The following is a 19,338-nucleotide window of genomic DNA, read 5'->3' as shown; positions in this document are numbered from 1 at the left end:
CGGGCAAACGACCTCGATCGAAGCGGTCGTCACTGCGGCGTTCGGCGGCGCCGACGGCCTCGGCGGCTTCTTCGTCCAGCAGGCCGACGCGCAGCGACGGCACCGGCCGGGCGTTCCGGAAGGCGTGTTCGTGTACGCGCCGACCACGCGCGCGCAGGCCGGCGATCTCGTGCATCTCACGGGCCGCGTCGACGAGCGATACGGCCGGACGCAATTCACGCTGTCGGGCGGCGTGACCGTCTGCGCCCGCGGCCAGAAGGTCACGCCTGCAACGCTCACACTGCCAGTCCCCACCCAGGCAGTGCTGGCGGCGCTTGAAGGCATGCGGGTGCGCCTGCCGCAAACGCTGACGGTCAGCGATACCCACGAACTCGGCCGCTACGGCAGCGTCGTCCTCAGCAACGGCCGGCTGCGCATCCCGACCCACGTCGCACCACCGGCCGAGGCCGCCGCGCTCGCAGCAGCCAACGCACGCAACCGCATCGTGCTCGACGACGGCTCGAACCGCCTCGATCCCGCGACCGTGCGCTATCCGCCGCCCGCGCTGAGCGCCGCCAACACACTGCGCGCGGGCTACACGGTACGCGGCCTCGAAGGCGTGCTCGAACTGCGCTACGGCGCGTGGCGGCTGCAACCGGTGGCCGGCATGGCGCCGGTGTTCGATGCCGCCGCGAACCCGCGTACCGATGCGCCGGCCCGGCATCCCGATGCCGACGTGCGCATCGTGTCGTTCAACGTATTCAACTATTTCAACGGCGACGGGAATGGCGGCGGATTCGACGCACCGGCCAACCGTGGCGCGAAAACGCCCGCCGCGTTCGCGCGACAGGAGGCGAAGATCGTCACGGCGTTGCGCACGCTGCGTGCCGACGTGATCGGGCTGATGGAAATCGCGAACAATGGCTACGGCGACGCGAGCGCCGTACAGCGTCTCGCCGTGCAACTCGGCGACGGCTGGCGCGCGGTCGATCCCGGCACCGAGCGGCTCGGCCGCGATACGATCGCCGTCGCGCTGCTGTACGACAGCCGCACGGTCGAGCCGATCGGGCGCGCCGCGACCGTCGCGCTCGGCGGCCGGCACCGCCCGCCGCTCGCGCAGACATTCCGGCGCATCGGCGGCACGCGCGCCTTCACCGTCGCGGTCAATCATCTGAAATCGAAGAACTGCCCGAACGCGACCGGCGCCGATCGCGACCAGTCGGACGGCCAGGGCTGCTGGAATGCGGCGCGCACGCGAGCCGCCGCGCGCGTCGCCGACTGGCTCGCCACGTCGCCGACTGGCACCGCGGCCGATGGCGTCCTGCTGATCGGCGACCTGAACAGCTACGCGAAGGAAGATCCGGTGCGCGCGCTCGAATCGCGCGGCTACGCGAACCTGGTCGCCCGCTTCGTCGGCGATGCTGCGTACAGCTACGTATTTCGCGGTGAAGCGGGCAGCCTCGACCACGCGCTCGCCACGCCGCCGCTCGCCGCGCGCGTGAAGGCCGTGCACTTCTGGCACATCAACGCCGACGAACCGGTCGCGCTGCAACCCGTGCCCGATTACAAAACCTCCGCGCAACGGGCGACTTATTACGCACCCGACGCGTACCGGTCATCGGATCACGATCCCGTCGTGATCGACGTCGCACCTGGCGACGGCGGCACATTCGCGGCCCCGGGCACGAACCGTGCTCGTCGACCAAGCGTCGATTAGTGCATTTGCATCAGCACAAGGCCTGCAACGGCACTATTTACCTGATGGCCCTGGCGACGCGATATTTACCGGACCTTCACTGCGTACCGCAGCTCGATACGCCGCTTCGCCCGGAATGCGAATTTTTTTCAATCCTCGTGCCGCCCCGTACGGCGGGGCTTCGCGGCAATCTTGCCGACGAATTGAAAATTTGTCTCGAAACAAAATCGGGCCAAGTGAATCACACAGGTTGCTGGGATTCGTCTTATCTTCAAATTTGCCTTGAATCGAAGGAGGATAAACACCATGGCGCTCACCGACTCGATCGAACACAAGCTGGACCGCGGCCTGTCCGACATTCGTCGCACGGGCCGGCGCGTGGGACGCACGACGCGCTCGGCCGCCCGCGACCTGCATGCCGACGTCACCGACGATCTGCGCGGGCTGGTCGACGAACTGGAAGATCTGCTGAAAAACGATGGCGACGGCGATATCGCCGCGTTGCGCAAGCGCGTGCAATCCAGGCTCGATGAAGCACGCAGCACGCTCGACCATGCGTCGGGCAGCGCGGCCGCCCGGCTGCGCGATTCGGCCGAACGCGTGTCGCAGGTCGTACAAGACAACCCGTGGCAAACCGCCGGCGTCGTCGCCGGCCTCGCGTTCGTTGCGGGCCTGCTCCTTGCCCGCCGTTGAACGGAGCCGGCCGCCACGCGCCCGCCCCGTCCGTCCTCAATCAGACAAACGAAGGAGAAACGCCATGCAGAAGACCTTTGCCATGAAAGCCGCCGCCGCCGTCCTGCTCGGCAGCCTCGCGCTCGCCGGCTGCACGACCACCCCGGACAAACCGGAAAACGCGTCGACCAGCGCGTCGAAGCGCCAGTCGATCGACGCCAGTGTCAACGCGACGCTGTCGCGCCTCTATTCGACGGTGCCGGGTTCGCGTGAACTCGTCGCGAAATCGCGCGGCGTGCTCGTGTTCCCGAACGTGCTGCAGGCCGGCTTCATCGTCGGCGGCCAGTCCGGCAACGGCGCACTGCGCGTCGGCGGCAGCACGGTCGGCTACTACAACACGTCGTCGCTGTCGGTCGGCCTGCAGGCCGGCGCGCAGTCGAAGGCGATCGTGTTCCTGTTCATGACGCAGGATTCGCTCGACTCGTTCCGCAAGTCCGAAGGCTGGGCCGCGGGCGCCGACGCATCGGTCGCGGTCGTGAAGGTCGGCGCGAACGGCGCGGTCGACTCCAACACGGCCACCGCCCCGGTCGAGGTGCTGGTCCTGACCAACGCGGGCCTGATGGGTGACCTGTCGGTGAACGGCACCAAGGTCACGAAGCTCAATATCTGACGATGCGGCACGCGGCGTCGCGCCGCGTCTGCTTCCCGGCAGCGCCGCGGCCTCGGCCGCGGCGTTTTCGCATGTGCCGCCTGCTGCGGCTATGATGGCGGCACCTTTGCGGGCATACTCCGCATCGGGCCGCCCCGCAGCGCATTTCGCCGCGAACCCGTGACGATCGCGAACCGATCGTGCGCGGGGCAACGAGATTCAATCAAACCACGCATCAATCTGCGCGAATGTCATCCATGGAAAGCGGACACGACCACCAAAAATTCTTTTATTTCCTGCTGGCCGCGGTCACCGTCGGACTCTGCTGGATCCTCGCGCCGTTTTCCGGAGCCGTGTTCTGGGGCACCATTCTCGCGATCCTGTTCCAGCCCGTGCAGCGCTGGCTCGCCGCACGCTTCGGCAAGCGGCGCAACCTGGCCGCACTCGTGACGCTGTCGCTGATCGTCCTGATCGTGATCCTGCCGCTCGTGTTCGTCGCCGCGACGCTCGTGCAGGAAATCGCGTACGTGTACCAGGAAATCAAGACCGCGCAGCCGAACTATTCGCAATACTTCCAGGACATCATCCACGCACTGCCGTCGTCGATCCAGCACCTGCTGCAGAAATACGGGCTGAGCAACCTGCCGGGCATCCAGAAGAAACTGACCGACGGCGCCGCGCAGATCAGCCAGCTCGCGGCCACGCAGGCACTCAGCATCGGCCAGAACACGTTCCAGTTCGTCGTGAGCTTCGGCGTGATGCTGTACATGGTGTTCTTCCTGCTGCGCGACGGCGGCGAGATCGGCCGCCGCGTGCGTCGCGCGCTGCCGCTCGACGACGAGCACAAGAACCTGCTGCTGGCGAAATTCACGACGGTCGTGCGCGCGACGGTGAAGGGCAACATCGCGGTCGCGCTCGTGCAGGGCGCGCTCGGCGGCCTGATCTTCTGGATCCTCGGGATCGAAGGCGTCGTGCTGTGGGGCGCGCTGATGGCGTTCCTGTCGCTGCTGCCCGCGATCGGCGCGAGCCTCGTCTGGGTGCCCGCCGCACTCTACTTCCTGATGATCGGCGCGCTCTGGAAATGCGCGATCCTCGTTGCGTTCTGCGTGGGCGTGATCGGCCTCGTCGACAACCTGCTGCGCCCGATCCTCGTCGGCAAGGACACGAAGATGCCCGACTGGGTCGTGCTGATCTCGACGCTCGGCGGGATGGCGCTGTTCGGCATCACCGGCTTCGTGATCGGGCCGCTCGTCGCCGCGCTGTTCATGGCGAGCTGGGACATCTACGCACGCTCCGAACAGGGCGAATGACGCATCGCGCGGCCGCGTGCGACGCACCTGTCAGCACGCGCCGTCACGGGTGACGAATGCGAATCACGACGGGCGCCACGGCGCCCGTTTCTTCATCCGCCGCCAGCATCATCACGCCGCCATACGGGCCCACGCGATACGTGCGGCCCGATACCAGCGGCACGCTTCGATCGTCGTGCGCATCGCGCCACGTCGCACGCACACGCAAAGCGATATCCGGTGCGAACGGCGCACCGTCGGGCCCGACCAGCGCCACCTGGGCGCCCGGCAAACGCCGGCCATGCGCATCGAATCGCAGCGTTGCCGCCGCCCCGCCGTTCGCCCTCTCTCGTCCTTCGACCACCACGCCCGACCGCGCGTCGAGCGACACGTCGTAGAGATCGACGAGCGCACCCGCGAACCGCACGACACCGCCTGACGCGGCGTGCCCGGCCGCCACCGCATTCGACATCGCGAACGCCACGCCAAGCCCGATGGCGATCCTCCACACGGCATCGGCACACCGCACCGTTCGATTGCGCCTCGCCACCGATGTCGCCCGCTTCGCGTCGTTTCGCATGCTCCCGCTCCTCTGCCGCGTGACCAGAAAAAAAGGCGGCGTGACGCGTCGGTCACGCCGCCTGTCTACTGGCCATCACTTTAGGGAGAGACGTCCGGACAATATATGGGACAAGTCCGAAACTAAGACACGATTGATCGAACGCACCGCGTTCGACACCCGCTCGCGGCAGCGTACGAACGGTATCGCACGCCGTGCCGCGGGCTGGTCACGCGTCGGGATCGACGCGCAGCACGAGCTTGCCGCGATGGTCGCCGTCGAACAGGCGATTCAGCACGTCGGGCGCATTCTCGAGGCCGTCCGCAACAGTCTCCTCGGCCTTGAGGCGGCCGTCGCGCAGCCAGCCCGCGAGCGTCTGTACGGCCTCGCGGCTCTTGCGATAGTCGAGGATCAGGAAGCCGCGCATCGTCAGCCGCTTCGAGATCAGCACGCCGACGTCGTCCGCCGCGCGCCCGCTGTTGTAGTTCGAGATCACGCCGCACAGCGCGACGCGCCCGCCGATCACCATTCGCGACAGCACCGCGCGCATCACTTCGCCACCGACATTTTCGAAGTTCACGTGCACGCCGTCCGGCGTCGCCGCCTTCAGCTGCTGACGGAAATCGTCGGCCTTGTAGTCGACGGCCGCATCGAAGCCGAGCGTCTCGGTCAGGTAGCGGCACTTGTCCGCGCCGCCCGCAATGCCGACCACGCGCGCGCCGTGGATCTTGCCGATCTGCCCGGCGATCGAGCCGACCGAGCCGGCCGCCGCCGATACCACGAGCGTCTCGCCCGGCTGCACCGGCGCGATGTCCGTCAGCCCGTAGTACGCGGTCAGCCCGCTCATCCCGCATGCGCCGAGCAGCGTCGGCAGCGGCAGGCCCGACGCCGCGGGCAGCTTCACGAGCTGCGCGGCCTGGTCGGCCGGCACGACCGCGTAGTCCTGCCAGCCGACGAGCCCCTGCACGAGATCGCCTTCCGCGAACCCCGCATGGCGCGATGCGACCACGCGCCCGATGCCGAGCGCGCGCATCACTTCGCCGATCGCGACGGGCGGCAGGTACTGCGGCACGTCGCTCATCCACACGCGGTTGGTCGGGTCCATCGACAGGTACAGCACGCGCACGAGCACCTCGCCGTCCGCGAGCGCCGGCACCGGCGTCTCGACGAGCGAAAAGTGTTCGCGGCCGACCCGCCCTTCCGGGCGCGTCTTCAGCAGCAGTTGGCGGTTCACGGGTGTGGACACGATGTTCTCCTCCAGTCGTTGTGGTTCGGGATGCGCGTCAGACCGCGCACATGCCGCCGTCGATCACGAGTTCGGCGGCCGTCACGAAGCGGCTCTCGTCGGACGCGAGATACACGGCCGCGTGCGCGACGTCGTCCGGCTCGCCGAGCCGGCGCAGCGGAATGCCGCGCGCGAGCTTGCGCGTCGCGTCGCGTTCGCCGAGCGACTGGAACAGCGGCTCGACGATCCCCGTTCGGATGAACGCCGGGTGAATCGAGTTGCAGCGCACGTCGATCTCGCGGCGTGCGCAGTCGATCGCGACCGACTTCGTCAGCGACGCAACCGCCGCCTTCGACGCGTTGTACGCGGTGAAATCCGGCTCGACCTTGAACGCGGCCACCGACGAGATGTTGATGATCGATGCGGGATGGCTTTCGGCCAGATACGACAGCGCATGCTTGCAGCCGAGCACGATGCTCTCGACGTTGATCGCCATCACGCGCCGCCATTCGTCCAGCTCGATCTGCGCGGGCGAGCCGATCGAGCCGACGCCCGCGTTGTTGACGAGCACCGACAGCCCGCCCATCGCATCGACCGCCTGCGCGAGCAGCGCCTGCCAGCGCGCTTCGTCGCGCACGTCCTGCGTCGCGGCGAACGCGACCGGCGTCGCGTGGCCCGCGTTGAGTTCCTGCGCGAACGCGTCGAGCACCGCCGCGTCGGCGATGTCGGTCACGAACACGCGCGCGCCCTGCTCGACCATCCGGCGCGCGATCGCACGGCCGAGGCCGCCCGCGGCGCCCGTGATGTATGCGCACTTGCCGGCAAGGCGCGAAGAAACGACTGTCATGTGACCTGCTCCTATCGTGAATCGTCGTCGCGGAACGCTGCCGCGACGGGTTGGCCGTGCCTGTTCCGGCCGCCACGGGCCGGTTGACCGTGCCCCGACATCACGAGGCGCTGCACGGTTTCCGCGAGTATATCCAGATGAACCTGACGCGTGCCGGACGCGCCGGGCAGCCTGCCCCGGTTGAACGACAGCCAGCGTACGCGAATGCCGCCAATCGATGAAATGAATAATCGTTATGCCCAGTCATAGGCATGGTTCATGACCTTCATGTGCCAGCACGCAGCACGGGCCAACGGTATCCGCGAGTCGTGCAGACCGGCCGGTTCGTCGATTCAGGGAATGACGGAGCGCTGCGTTCCGCGCAAACGCGAAAGCAATCGGGATGGTGAATGATGTTGAATCGTGCAACCGCCGGGCGAATGCCGGCGGCAAGCAAGCGGCGCCGGGGCGCCGCGACTGGCTACGGTCAGAACCCGTCGCCCGACGGCGCGCGCACGAACGCGCAGAGTTGCGGCGAGTGGGTGTCGATCATCTGCTGGAACGGCGCACGATGCCCGTACGCGATGCCCGACACGAGCAGCAGGCAGGCGGCCGCGACGCGCGGCGAGAACGCACGCTGCCGCGCGCCGTCGTAGCCACGCAGGAACAGCAGCGCGACCAGCGCACCGAGCATCCAGCCGACGATCACTTCCGGAACGGTATGCGAATGATCGAACACGCGTGCGACGGCCGTGACCGCGCCGACGGCCAGCCCGGCCGCGATGCCGGGCGCCTTGCCCGGCCGGAACGCCTGCCACAGCATCGACAGCGCGACGGTCCACACGGACGTCGACAGCATCGTATGGCCGCTGATCACGCGGAAATCGAATTGCGGCAGCTCGATGCCGCAACCGGCATAGAGGATCTTGGTGGCGCCGACGAGGCCCATGCCGGCGGCGAGCAGCACGCCCCAGCGGACGGCGAGGCGCCAGTCGGTCAGCGCGAACCACGCCGCGCACGTCAGCGCGATCGGCAAGGTCAGCGCGGCATCGCCGATGTTGCTGATTTCACTCCACATAACGGACTTCGGACGACGATCGAAAGGCCGCAGTTTACCGCATGCGCGCCGCGCGACTGTGTCAGCCTGTGACAGGCTGTATCAGCCCGCGACACCGGTAATCAACAGCAGGTTCGTGCCGGTGATGACGACGAACAGCGCCCACGCGGCAATCTGCATCCCGCGCCCGATCGTGTGCTCGCCCATCGTGTTGCGATCGCTGACCGAGCGGATCAGCGGCCACATCGCGAACGGCAGCTGCAGGCTCAGCAGCACCTGGCTCCACACCAGCAGTTGCCCGACCGAGCCGTCGCCGAGCCACAACACGCCGATCAGCGCCGGCACGAGCGCAAGCCCGCGCGTGATCAGCCGGCGCTGGTAGCACGGGATCTTCGTGTGCAGGAAGCCGTCCATGATCACCTGGCCGGCGATCGTGCCGGTCAGCGTCGAGCTCTGCCCCGACGCGAGCAGCGCGATGCCGAACAGCAGCGCGGCCGCGCCGCCCGCGATCGGCGTAATCAGTTTGTAGGCCTGCTCGATGTCGGTCACGTTGTGCTGGCCCGTCGCGTGGAACGCCGCGCCCGCGACGACCAGGATCGCCGCGTTGACGAGCATCGCGACGAACAGCGACACGAAGGTATCGATGCGCACCAGCGCCAGCGTGTCGCGGATCATCCCGCGCGCGCCGCCGACCACGCGCCGCGTCTGCACGACCGACGAATGCAGGTACAGGTTGTGCGGCATGATCGTCGCGCCGACGATGCCGAGCGCGAGCACGATCGCGTCCTTGCGGTCGTGGCCCGGATCGCCCGGCACCAGCCCGCCGACCACCGCGTGCCAGTCGGGCGGCGTGATCGCGACCTGCGCGACGAAGCAGAACGCCATCGTCGCGATCAACGCGAGCACGATCGCCTCGATCTGCCGGAACCCCTTGCCCTGCAGGCCGAGCACGATCACCGTGTCGAGCGCGGTCAGCACGATCCCCCACGCGAGCGGCACGCCGAGCAGCAGCTTGAACGCGAGCGCGCAGCCGAGGACCTCCGCGATGTCGCACGCGATGATCGACACTTCGGCCGTCACCCACTGCACGATGCGACCGAACCGGCCGTAGCGGTCGTAGCTGGCCTGCGCGAGATCGCGGCCGGCAACGAGGCCGAGCCGCGCCGCGAGCATCTGCAGGAAGATCGCGGCGAGGCTCGAGAACGCGACGACCCACAGCAGCGAATAGCCGAACTGCGAGCCGGCCTGGATGTCGGTCGCCCAGTTGCCGGGATCCATGTAGCCGATCGCGACCAGCAGGCCGGGGCCGAAGAAGCGCTTGAGCTTCAGCCAGCGCGGCGCACCGGCATCGATCGTGATGCTGCCCTTTACTTCCGACGGGCAGAAAGGGGCGGTGGCGGTAGTGGGGAGGAAGGGCATGGAAACCGGGGATCGAGATCGCGACAGGACGATTCTACGGGTATCCGGCCGGTTTTCTCCCGCGCGGCCTCTCACGCGGCGCAATGCTCCCCTGCGCCATCGCAGGCCCCCTCGCCCGCATCGGTCGGCCTCACGCCACGGGTGAGGATCCTTTCGCGCTCGGTGACGCGGAATTCGGTCGGCGACATCTGCATGCGCTGGCGAAACAGCTTCGCGAGCCGCTCGCCGCTGCCGAACCCGGTGCGGCGCGCGACCTTGTCGGCCGGCAGCGTCGTGTGGACGAGCATGTGGCAGGCGCGCTCGAGCCGCACGTGCTGGACGAACTCGGTCGGCGTCACACCGATTTCCTTCTTGAAGCGCCGCAGGAAATTACGCTCGCTCATCGCGGCAGCCTGGGCGGCGTTCGCGATCGAGATGCGGTTCACGCTCTGCGCGCGCAGCCGCTGCGCCGACATCCGGATCGACGGGCTCGCGCTCAGTTCGCGAAAGGCCCACATCGACTGCGTATAGCGTTGCTCGACCGGCCGCAGCATGTTGCTGGCGATCTCCTGCGCGGCGCCGTCGCCGAGGTCGACGCGGAACATGTCGAGCACGGCGGCGAACACGTCGGTTTCGCCGGCCTGCAACTCGACCGTCGTGGCGACCCGTCGCCCGCCCCGGCCGGGCCGCTCGTCGATCGCCGCCGACGGACGCTGCATGGCCGCCAGCGTGGGCAGATCCATCCCGTCGACGATCCAGCGCGCATGGCGGCGAATGTCGGTGAGGCGACGCTGCAATGCGTCGTCCCAGTTGATGGCCGCGCGGTCGCCATGAAGATGAAAGAACGCGAGCGCGCGGCGGCCGTGCTCGTCGCCAAGCGGATCGGCCGCGATGCTCACGCCGGAGGATGACTGCAACAGCCCCCCGCTTTCGGACACGTACTTCAGCTGGTAGTCAGCACTGTATGCGTGCAGGCGATTCGCCAGGTTGAAAGCCTCGCCAATACGCGCGGCCTGGGCCAACGAAAATCCCGTACTCAAATAGATAACGACCCATCTCTGATCTGCTGCATTCACTGGCCAAGCCCCCGACTTGTTCGACTTCTTCTAATACCGTCGAACTGTCAGGCTTATATTTGGTTTGAATGCGTGCGACAGGACGGCTATCCCGAAATATGAAGCGACGGCATCTTAGCCGAACGGGTCGCGCCTTTGGCGCGAAATGGCCGACGTGGACAGCATGATGGCGGATTACTACAGGCTGTCAGGGGTGACTGACGGGCCTGCATGGAATTACGCGGGCCGATATCGCCAATTATTGCGATTGTGTGCGGTGCAATCCGCGCATTTCATTGCGACTAATTGCGTCGGGTATCCGGATAAATGCACAGTTGAATATCGGCGCAAACGATATCGACGCTTATCCAATGCCATCGATCGCCATGCAGGAAAGCCGGCGTATCCGTTGCCTGCGCATCCTTTAGAATCGGTCCACCCTTCACCACGCCGCCCGAGCCCCGTGCCCGCCGATCACCGTCTCGACCTGAACCTGTTTCGCGTGCTCGACGCCGTCTATGTACACGGCGGCATCGGCGCGGCTGCCCGCGCGCTGCACCTCACGCAGCCGGCCGTCACGCATGCGCTCAACCGGCTGCGCGCGCATTTCGACGATCCGCTGTTCGTGCGGCAGGGCAACCGCGTCGTCGCAACCGAGCGCACGCGTTCGATCATCGCGGACGTGCAGTTGCACCTGAAGGGCCTGCAAGGCACCGCGCGCGCACCGTCGGCATTCGATCCCGCGACGCTCGACCTGAGCATCGCGGTCGGCATTCGCGACGTGCTCGAGTCGATCGCGCTGCCGCGGATCGTCGCCGCGTTCGCCGACGAAGCACCGGGCCTGCGGCTCGTGAGCCGCCGCATCGCGGTGGCCGACATCGAGCGCGAACTCGCATCGGGCAATCTCGATCTCGCCGTCGATCGCCGCGTGCCGACCGGCCCGCGCATCGCCACCGAACACCTGCTCGACGATTCGCTCGTCGTCGCGCTGCGCGGCGATCATCCGCTTGCGCGCGACCCGCTGCGGCGCGGCGACTATTTCGCGGCGCAGCATGTCGCGGTGTCGTCGCTCGGCGAGCCACAATCGCTCGACGTGCTGCTCGGCAACGACGGCCGCTTCCGCGATATCCGGCTCACCTGCCAGCACTATTTCGCCGCATGCCAGATCGCCGCGACCGGCAACCTGCTGGTCACGCTGCCGCACACCTATGCGTTGCGGATGGCCGCGCTGCTGCCGATCGTCGTACGGCCGCTGCCGTTGCGGCTCAAGCCGTTTCCGCTCCTCGCGTACTGGCACGAATCGCGCGATGCCGATCGCGCGCATCAGTGGGTGCGCGAACGCATCGGCGCGCTCGTGCGCAGCAGCGCGAGCGTCACCGACGCATAGCCGCGCGGCGCACGCCGTCACGATCGGGGCGGTATGCTGACGGCTGCGCGCCGCCCCGCGGCGCCCGCTTCCCCTTTACCGCTTCCCGCTGACCGGAGACTTGCCATGTCGCTCATCCATGCCGCCGCCGTCCTCGACGCCGATGCGCCCGACTACGTCGTCCAGCTGCAGGCCGGCACGCATGCGCTGACCGGCGACGAAGCGCCACGCGAAGGCGGCCAGGATCGCGGGCCGGCGCCGTACGAGTTCGTGCTGGCCGGCCTCGCGCAATGCACGGCCGCAACGCTGCGCATGTACATGCAGCGCAAGACGTGGCCGGCCACGCGCATCGACGTACGCACCGAACTGCATGCCGATCGCGACGGCACGCAGTACGTGCGCCGCGTCGTGACGCTCGACGGCCCGCTCGATGAAGCGCAACGCCAACGCCTCGCCGAAATCTGCGAGAAGACGCCGGTCACGCAATTCATCAAGCGCGGCACGCGGATCGACACGACGTTGAACTGACACTCAACGCACGAAAGCACGCGGCACACGATCGCCGCGCAAAAAGAAAAGGGGGCCGCGCACGATGCGCGGCCCCCCTTTTCGTCGAACCCGTCAGGCGCTTACAGTCCGAGCGCGGACAGGTCGAGCTTGCCGTCCTTCAGCGGCGGGCACCAGAAATACGCGCCCGTCAGCGGCCGCGTAAAGCGGAACAGGCCGTCGACGATCCCGTCATCCGCGCCGCTCATCCGGCGCATCTGCACGTCGAACGCGCGGAACGAGCAGCCGAACGCCACGAAGTAGAGGCCCGCGCGACGCGCGTCCGACCACGGCGACGAACGACGCAGCATGAACGCCTCGGGCTCGAAGCTTTCCTGCGCGGTGCGCTTCACGTGTGCGAACTCGGGTGCGTCGTCGAGTTCTTCGTTGTCCGAGCGGCGGCGCCCGATGATGTTGTCCATGTCGCCCGACGGAATGCGCTCCATCTGGTCGAAGTCGTGCAGCCATTGCTGGACCGCGACGAAGCTCGCCCCGTCGAGCCCCGCGCCCTGCCCCGTCACGATCGCCGCGGCCACCGCGTCGTCGCCTTCCGGATTCTCGGTGCCGTCCTCGTAGCCGGACAGGTCGCGATCGTTCGAATAGCGGAAACCGTCGACCGCATCCTGCAGCGCGAATGCCGGCGCCAGCGCGCGTTCGATCGCCCGCGCGCGCAGCACGATCTCGCCGCGGGCGGCGCCGCGCAGCCAGATCCACACGGCGGCCGGCGTCGCCGGCAGCGTGCGGTCCTTCACCGCGAACGTCGGGAATTCGGTCAGGCCCGGCACCGGGCGCCCGAGGTGCGCCGCCAGCGCATGCCCGAACCCGACCACCGTGTCGCGTCCGTCGACGATCTCGCGCAGCGCGGCCAGCGCCGCCGCCACATTGCCGTCATTCGACATCGTGAAAGTGAGGTATCGGGCCGCCGTATCGATCGGGGTCAGGATGCCTTGCTGAACGTCGCTCATCGTTTCCTCAGGAATGTATCGTGGTGAATCTGCGCGGGCCGCGGCGTCGTGCGCCGCAGACGCTGAAGTGTAATCGATGCGCGTGCCGGCCCTTGCGCTGCCGCACTGTGGAAGGCCCGCAAACGCAGGGCCAAAAGACCGAATACTAACCGTATCGACGCTGCAACGCCGCATTCATCAGACGTTGCGGCGCGCCCGACACTGCTGATAGAATCTTTTCACGTCTTTTCGGCGTCCTTTCAACCGTTCACTTCAGGGGAGGTGCAGATGTTCCGAATGCCAGCAACCTTCCCGAACGTGGTCCCACGGCGCAGCTGATCCAGCCCGCCGTCCGCGCCGGCTCCCGAGTTTTCCGCTAACCCGTCAGCCGCGCCGTTTCCCGACAGCCCGTTTCGTTTTCCGACCGTGATTTTCGCGCGGCCCGGCTGTTGCGTTTTCGATGTTCTCCGAACCGGAAAGTCCCGTCGCGCGATGCGCCGGGCAACGATAAATGACCAGAAAAACCTCCCATCTGGGCGGCCAGGCATTTCAGGCCGTCTTCGGCTTCACCTTCCGTTACTGGCGCAAGCAGCCGGCCCGCACCGCCACGGTCGCGAGCCTTGCGTTGCTCGCCGCGCTTGCCGACGTGCTCACGCCGCTGTTCGCCGGTCGCCTCGTCGATGCGTTGTCGACCGGCCTGACCGACCGCGCCGCCGCGTGGCATGCGGCCCTCGTCGCCTTCGGCACGCTTGCCGCGCTCGGTCTCGGCGCGACGGTGCTGCGGCAAGGCGTCTACCTGAACATCATCACGCTCACCTTGAAGATGATGAGCGAGATCGCGGCCGCGTCGTTCCATCGCGTGCAGCGCTTCTCGACCGACTGGCACGCGAACAGCTTCGCGGGCTCGACCGTGCGCAAGATCACGCGCGGGATCTGGGCGCTCGACCTGCTGAACGACACCGTGCTGATCGCACTGCTGCCGTCGGTCACGATGCTCGTCGGCGCCACCGTGCTGCTCGGCACGCACTGGCCCGTGATGGGGCTCGTCGTCGGCGCGGGTTCGCTGCTGTACATCACGGTGACGGTGGCGGTGTCGCTCGGCATCGTCGCGCCGGCCGCGCGGCTCGGCAACCTGTGGGACACGCGCATGGGCGGCGCGCTCGCCGACGCCGTGAGCTGCAATGCGGTCGTCAAGGCGTTCGGCGCGGAAACGCGCGAGGAAGCGCGGCTCGCGCGCGTGATCGGCAAGTGGCGGCAACGCACACGCCGCACGTGGGTGCGCGGCACGTTCAACGGCGGGTTGCAGGGTGCGATGCTCGTCGCGATGCAGGCCGCGATGATCGGCGTCGCGCTGCGGCTGTGGGCGAACGACGAGGCGAGCGTCGGCGACATCGCGTTCGCGCTGACGATGTTCTTCATGCTGCAGGGCTACCTGCGCGACGTCGGCATGCACATCCGCAACCTGCAACGCTCGGTGAACGACATGGAAGAACTCGTCGCGCTCGAACGCCAGCCGCTCGGCATCGACGATCGTCCCGGCGCGCCGGCGATCCGGATCGGGCAAGGCGAGATCCGCTTCGAGCACGTGACGTTCCGCTACGACAACCATCCGGTGCCGCTGTACAACGATTTCTCGATGCGGATTGCGCCGGGCGAGCGCGTGGGCCTCGTCGGCCACTCGGGGTCGGGCAAGACGTCGTTCATCAAGCTGATCCAGCGCCTTTACGACGTGTCGGGCGGCCGCATCACGATCGACGGCCAGGACATCGCGCAGGTGCGGCAGGATTCGCTGCGCAGCCAGATCGCGATCGTCCAGCAGGAGCCCGTGCTGTTCCACCGCACGCTCGCGGAGAACATCGCCTATGCGCGCCCCGACGCGAGCCGGGCCGACATCGAACGCGCCGCGCGGCTCGCCAGCGCGCACGACTTCATCGCCACGCTGCCGGACGGCTATGACACGCTCGTCGGCGAGCGCGGGATCAAGCTGTCGGGCGGCGAACGCCAGCGGGTCGCGATCGCGCGCGCGTTCCTCGCCGATGCGCCGATCCTGATCCTCGACGAAGCCACGTCGAGCCTCGACAGCGAAAGCGAGCTGCTGATCCAGCAGGCGATGGAGCGGCTGATGGTCGGCCGCACGACGCTCGTGGTCGCGCACCGGCTGTCGACCGTGCGCGCGCTCGACCGGCTGCTGGTGCTCGATCGCGGCAAGGTGATCGAGGAAGGCAGCCACGACGCGCTGATCCGGATCGACGGCGGCATCTATCGCCGGCTGTTCGAGCGGCAGGCGCTGGAGCTTGCGAAGGGGCTCGCCGATTCGCCGCGACGCACGGCGGACGACGATGCCGGGCCGCTGGGCGAGCCGGCCGAGGTTTGATGCAAGCGTGTCGCAACGCGCGCCGGCGGTGCGGTCGTCGCCGCCGGCGCACGTCGATAAACGGATCCGGATCGAGGCCGTGCCAGGTGCACGGCCTTTTTTTCGCCCGCGACGCTGGCCGGACACCCCGACGCCACGCGCCGCAAGGCCGCCGCGTCCGGGATCACTTATCATGTCGACCAGGAAATTTGCGACTAGGGATCGACCATGTTTACAGGAATTGTCCAGGGCGTTGCCACCATCAAGACCATCGCCGATCACGGGGAACTGAGAACCTTCAGCATCGAATTCCCGGAGCGCTTTACCGACGACATCGAGATCGGCGCCAGCGTGTCGGTCGACGGCGTCTGCCTGACGGTGACGACCATCCATTCGCCGGAGCTGATCGACTTCGACGTGATGCTGCCGAGCCTGCGGATCACCACGCTGGCCGACCTCACGACGGGCGCGCACATCAACGTGGAGCGGGCCGCGAAGGACGGCGCGGAGATCGGCGGGCATCCGCTGTCCGGCCATGTCGACTTCACCGGGACCATCCGGCACATCGCGATGTCCGAACACAACCGGATGGTGCGCATCGGCGTGCCGGAGGCGTTCAAGCGGTATGTGTTCGCGAAGGGTTATATCGCGATCAACGGCTGCAGCCTGACGGTGTCCGACGTCAACCGCGACGAAGGCTGGTTCGATGTCTGGCTGATTCCCGAAACGCGCCGCGCGACGACCTTCGATGCGAAGGGCGTCAACGACACGGTCAACATCGAGATCGAGCGCAGCACGCAGGTGGTCGTCGACACGATCCGGGAAGCGGTCAAGGAAACGCTCGGTGAGCTCAACGGCGTCGTCACCGCATTGCTGGCGGAAAAAGGCATCGATATCGAGGAACTGCTGGCGCGGCATGTCGCGCGGCTGCCGAAGCAGTAACGGGTGTCGGCGCGCAGGGCCTGTTTTTCGCGTGAACAGGCCCTAGGTGATCCGCTGGATCACCGAGTACCGGCTGCCGTCGGAAAACACCTCGACCCACGGCTCCGATTCCTCGAACGTCCAGAGCACAAGATCGAGGTCGATCAGCGCGTCGTCGTCGGGCCAGGGCATGTTCCATCCGCCCGCGACGGCCACCACGCCGCCCGTGTAGAGCGGGCATTGCGCCATCCACTCATCCTCGTAGTCGTGCGCCGCGATGCCCTTGAAGTTGCTGTTGAATCCCCAGTCGCGTTGCCAGCCATGCGCGTCGAGATAGGTGCCGATCGCGGCGGAGCCGAAGCGGAACACGGCTTCGATCGGCGGGAGCGATGTTGCTTCGGATCGGCACAGCGGGCGTTCGGAACGGACGGGTTGCGCGGTGGTTTCCACGCGGCCTGATCTCCCGTCCTCGTCGAGATACACGTTCAGCCACATGCCGTCGCGCTCGACGGAAAGGCACAACGCGCCCGCTTCGACACCATGCCAGTAGCCGGTGACGGGCTCGCCGTCTTCCGCGAAGCGGTATTGATGGGATGGCCTGGCGAGGCGCCGCGCTTCGATCAGAAAGTCTTCCAGCGTCATTGAGTGGCTCCTGATAGGTTTTCGGTATTCAGCAATCGGCATCGGGGAACGGTCGACGGGGATGAGCAGTGGTCATGCGCTCTCCTGCGCCCACCTCACTCCGCTTCCACCCGCGTACCCTTCCCCACCGCCACCCGCTGCGCGCGATAGATCCCCGCGTGCCCCGAGAACAGATACGCAACGACACACGCGACGATCGCATACACGCCGATGTCCGCGCCGAACAGTTCGATCGCCATGATCGTCGACGCGATCGGCGTATTGGCCGCGCCGGCGAACACCGCGACGAAGCCGAGCCCCGCGAGCACGGGTACCGGCAGCGCCAGCACCTGTCCGAGCGCGTTGCCGAGCGTCGCGCCGATGTAAAACAGCGGCGTCACTTCGCCGCCCTTGAACCCCGACGCAAGGGTGACGACGGTGAACGCGAACTTGCCCGCGAAATCGTAGAGCGGCAGCGGGCCGTGGAAGGCGGCCTCGATCGTCGGGATGCCGAGGCCGAGATACTGCGGCACGTTCAGCGCGGTAGCGGCCGCGGCGACCAGCAGGCCGCCGAGCACCGGCTGCAGCGGCGCATAGCGGACGACGCGCCTGAACCACGCGGTCAGCGCATGCGTCGCGAACGCAAACAGCCGCCCAACCACGCCGAACGCGATGCCCGCCACGACCGTCACGGCCAGCCCCGTCGCCGACACGGCCGGCACGAACGGAATCGCATAGGCCGTGTGATGCACGCCCCACGCGCGGCAGACGACGTCCGCGACGATCGCCGACGCAACGCAGGTCAGCAGCGCGTCGTACCGCACGCGCCCGATCGCGAGCACTTCGAGCCCGAACACGGCGCCCGCGAGCGGCGTGCCGAACACCGATGCGAAACCGGCCGCGATGCCGCCCATCAGCAGCACGCGGCGATGCTCCCGATCGAGACGGAACACGTGCGTGACGCGATCGGCGAGCGCGCCGCCCATCTGCACGGCCGTGCCCTCGCGCCCGGCCGAGCCGCCGAACAGGTGCGTGACGACGGTCGCGACAAGCACGAGCGGTGCCATCCGCTTCGGCACCAGCGCCTTCGGGTCGTGGATCTCGTCGATCAGCAGGTTGTTGCCGCGCGCAACGGACTGGCCGAAGCGATGGTAGATCCAGCCGGTCGCGAAACCGGCGGCCGGCAGCCCCCACAGCAGCCACGGATGCGCCACGCGCGTGCCGGTCGCCCAGTCGAGCGCGATCAGGAACAAGGCGGAAGCCGTGCCGGCCAGCGTGCCAAGCAGGGCCGAGAGCGCGAGCCAGCGGCACACATAGCGCACGGTCGCGAGAAGATCGGCAGAAGTCGTGAAAAACATGATTTCCAGATTCGACGGAACATCAAAACCTGGGCGGCAGAATACCGCATGGACGGCCTGCGACCTCCTGACGACCCAGGAACACGCAGGCATCATCAGCCGGGCTAACCGGCGGTTGAGGGCCGCACCGTGCGCAACGCGCCGAATACGACCGCAGGGAGGCATGCCATCTCCGCTGGCCGCCATTGTACGCGACGCCCCGCGCCGCCCGCAACGCGGCCACCGGATAGCGCCGCGCGCGCTGCCTGGACGCCGTTAGTCGCGCAGCGGGCGCGTGATGCGCGAGATCAGCTGGGGCGCGATCCGCTCGAGCGGCAGGATCGCCGACGCCGCGCCGATCGCCGCGGCCGCCTTCGGCATCCCGTAGACAGCGCTGGTCGCCTCGTCCTGCGCGATCGTGTAGCAACCCTTCGCGCGCATCGCCTTCAGGCCGAGCGCGCCGTCGCGCCCCATGCCCGTCAGCAGCACGCCGAACGCCTCGCCCTGCCAGCCGTCGGCGACGCTGTTGAAGAACACGTCGATCGACGGCCGGTACGGCGTCTCGACCGGATGCCGCGTATAGCCGAGCACGCCGCGCGGCGACAGGTACAGGTGATCGTTGGTCGCCGCGAGCAGCACCTCGCCGGACTGCGGCACGCTGCCCTGCCGCGCGACGCGCACCGGCAGCCGCGTATAGCCGTCGAGCCACTCGGCCATCCCGAGCGCGAACGCCTGGTCGACGTGCTGGACGATCACGATCGCCGCCGGAAAGTCGGCAGGCAGCGCCCGCAGCAGCGCGGTCAGCGCGGTCGGCCCGCCCGCGGACGCGCCGATCGCGACCAGCG

Annotated in this window: 18 protein-coding genes and 1 riboswitch; of the genes, 8 read left to right on the top strand and 10 right to left on the bottom strand. The window is 67.7% G+C overall.

All coding sequences use genetic code 11. The features are described 5' to 3' along the window. The 4 genes from G3N93_RS15445 to G3N93_RS15430 form a co-directional block, all read left to right on the top strand. Nucleotides 1–1,696: ExeM/NucH family extracellular endonuclease (locus G3N93_RS15445; RefSeq protein WP_206133410.1), on the top strand; the 1,696-nt coding region annotated here is incomplete at its 5' end. Between the two features lie 285 nt (nt 1,697–1,981). Further along, nucleotides 1,982–2,368, top strand: coding sequence for a YqjD family protein (locus G3N93_RS15440; RefSeq protein WP_174938728.1), 387 nt, complete (start codon nt 1,982–1,984; stop codon nt 2,366–2,368). A 64-nt stretch (nt 2,369–2,432) separates the two neighbouring features. Beyond that, nucleotides 2,433–3,017 (top strand): YSC84-related protein, encoded by a 585-nt coding sequence (locus tag G3N93_RS15435; protein WP_174938730.1) that lies wholly within the window; start codon nt 2,433–2,435, stop codon nt 3,015–3,017. Nucleotides 3,018–3,253: 236 nt separating this feature from the next. Next, the gene (locus G3N93_RS15430) at nt 3,254–4,306 is read left to right on the top strand and encodes an AI-2E family transporter (protein ID WP_041493358.1); all 1,053 of its coding nucleotides are present in this window, start codon (nt 3,254–3,256) and stop codon (nt 4,304–4,306) included. Nucleotides 4,307–4,349: 43 nt separating this feature from the next. On the opposite strand, the gene G3N93_RS15425 is transcribed toward G3N93_RS15430, so the two are convergent. The 6 genes from G3N93_RS15425 to G3N93_RS15400 form a co-directional block, all read right to left on the bottom strand. Beyond that, nucleotides 4,350–4,865 carry a thioesterase gene (locus G3N93_RS15425; RefSeq protein WP_206133409.1) on the bottom strand — a complete coding sequence of 172 codons (516 nt, stop codon included), beginning with the start codon at nt 4,863–4,865 and terminating at the stop codon, nt 4,350–4,352. A 208-nt stretch (nt 4,866–5,073) separates the two neighbouring features. Continuing rightward, complete coding sequence (locus G3N93_RS15420; protein WP_174938734.1) at nt 5,074–6,090, bottom strand: NADP-dependent oxidoreductase; 1,017 nt, start codon at nt 6,088–6,090, stop codon at nt 5,074–5,076. Nucleotides 6,091–6,127: 37 nt separating this feature from the next. Beyond that, nucleotides 6,128–6,916, bottom strand: a complete 789-nt coding sequence (locus G3N93_RS15415; protein ID WP_059521513.1) for an SDR family oxidoreductase — start codon at nt 6,914–6,916, stop codon at nt 6,128–6,130. 466 nt (nt 6,917–7,382) lie between these two features. Further along, nucleotides 7,383–7,973, bottom strand: a complete 591-nt coding sequence (locus G3N93_RS15410) for a phosphatase PAP2 family protein (protein WP_174944618.1) — start codon at nt 7,971–7,973, stop codon at nt 7,383–7,385. A gap of 81 nt (nt 7,974–8,054) precedes the next feature. Further along, nucleotides 8,055–9,371 (bottom strand): Nramp family divalent metal transporter, encoded by a 1,317-nt coding sequence (locus tag G3N93_RS15405; RefSeq protein ID WP_174944621.1) that lies wholly within the window; start codon nt 9,369–9,371, stop codon nt 8,055–8,057. A 71-nt stretch (nt 9,372–9,442) separates the two neighbouring features. Further along, the gene (locus tag G3N93_RS15400) at nt 9,443–10,372 is read right to left on the bottom strand and encodes a helix-turn-helix domain-containing protein (protein ID WP_374196467.1); all 930 of its coding nucleotides are present in this window, start codon (nt 10,370–10,372) and stop codon (nt 9,443–9,445) included. A gap of 496 nt (nt 10,373–10,868) precedes the next feature. On the opposite strand from G3N93_RS15400, the gene G3N93_RS15395 reads away from it, so the two are divergent. Then, a complete protein-coding gene (locus G3N93_RS15395; protein ID WP_206133408.1) occupies nt 10,869–11,792 on the top strand; it encodes a LysR family transcriptional regulator in 924 nt (307 codons plus the stop codon). A gap of 105 nt (nt 11,793–11,897) precedes the next feature. Next, nucleotides 11,898–12,299, top strand: coding sequence for an OsmC family protein (locus G3N93_RS15390; RefSeq protein ID WP_011355890.1), 402 nt, complete (start codon nt 11,898–11,900; stop codon nt 12,297–12,299). A 101-nt stretch (nt 12,300–12,400) separates the two neighbouring features. On the opposite strand, the gene G3N93_RS15385 is transcribed toward G3N93_RS15390, so the two are convergent. Beyond that, nucleotides 12,401–13,282, bottom strand: coding sequence for a Dyp-type peroxidase (locus tag G3N93_RS15385; RefSeq protein WP_206133407.1), 882 nt, complete (start codon nt 13,280–13,282; stop codon nt 12,401–12,403). A gap of 490 nt (nt 13,283–13,772) precedes the next feature. Between G3N93_RS15385 and G3N93_RS15380 the strand changes: the two genes are divergently transcribed. Both G3N93_RS15380 and G3N93_RS15375 read left to right on the top strand, forming a co-directional pair. After that, complete coding sequence (locus G3N93_RS15380) at nt 13,773–15,635, top strand: ABC transporter ATP-binding protein (RefSeq protein ID WP_174938744.1); 1,863 nt, start codon at nt 13,773–13,775, stop codon at nt 15,633–15,635. A gap of 207 nt (nt 15,636–15,842) precedes the next feature. Then, nucleotides 15,843–16,556, top strand: a complete 714-nt coding sequence (locus G3N93_RS15375; protein ID WP_174944633.1) for a riboflavin synthase subunit alpha — start codon at nt 15,843–15,845, stop codon at nt 16,554–16,556. Nucleotides 16,557–16,598: 42 nt separating this feature from the next. Here the strand turns inward: G3N93_RS15375 and G3N93_RS15370 are convergent, their stop codons facing one another. The 3 genes from G3N93_RS15370 to G3N93_RS15360 all read right to left on the bottom strand — a co-directional run. Further along, nucleotides 16,599–17,177: a hypothetical protein gene (locus G3N93_RS15370; protein WP_206133406.1), complete on the bottom strand. Its 579-nt coding sequence runs from the start codon at nt 17,175–17,177 to the stop codon at nt 16,599–16,601. Between the two features lie 95 nt (nt 17,178–17,272). After that, nucleotides 17,273–18,514, bottom strand: coding sequence for a voltage-gated chloride channel family protein (locus G3N93_RS15365; protein ID WP_174982220.1), 1,242 nt, complete (start codon nt 18,512–18,514; stop codon nt 17,273–17,275). 79 nt (nt 18,515–18,593) lie between these two features. After that, nucleotides 18,594–18,697: riboswitch (Fluoride riboswitch) on the bottom strand. Between the two features lie 72 nt (nt 18,698–18,769). Further along, nucleotides 18,770–19,338: chemotaxis protein CheB (locus tag G3N93_RS15360; RefSeq protein WP_277396549.1), on the bottom strand; the 569-nt coding region annotated here is incomplete at its 5' end.

Origin of the sequence: Burkholderia sp. Se-20378 (genome assembly GCF_017104665.1) — a bacterium.
GTDB lineage: Bacteria > Pseudomonadota > Gammaproteobacteria > Burkholderiales > Burkholderiaceae > Burkholderia > Burkholderia lata.
This window is presented reverse-complemented; position numbering and strand designations above follow the sequence as displayed.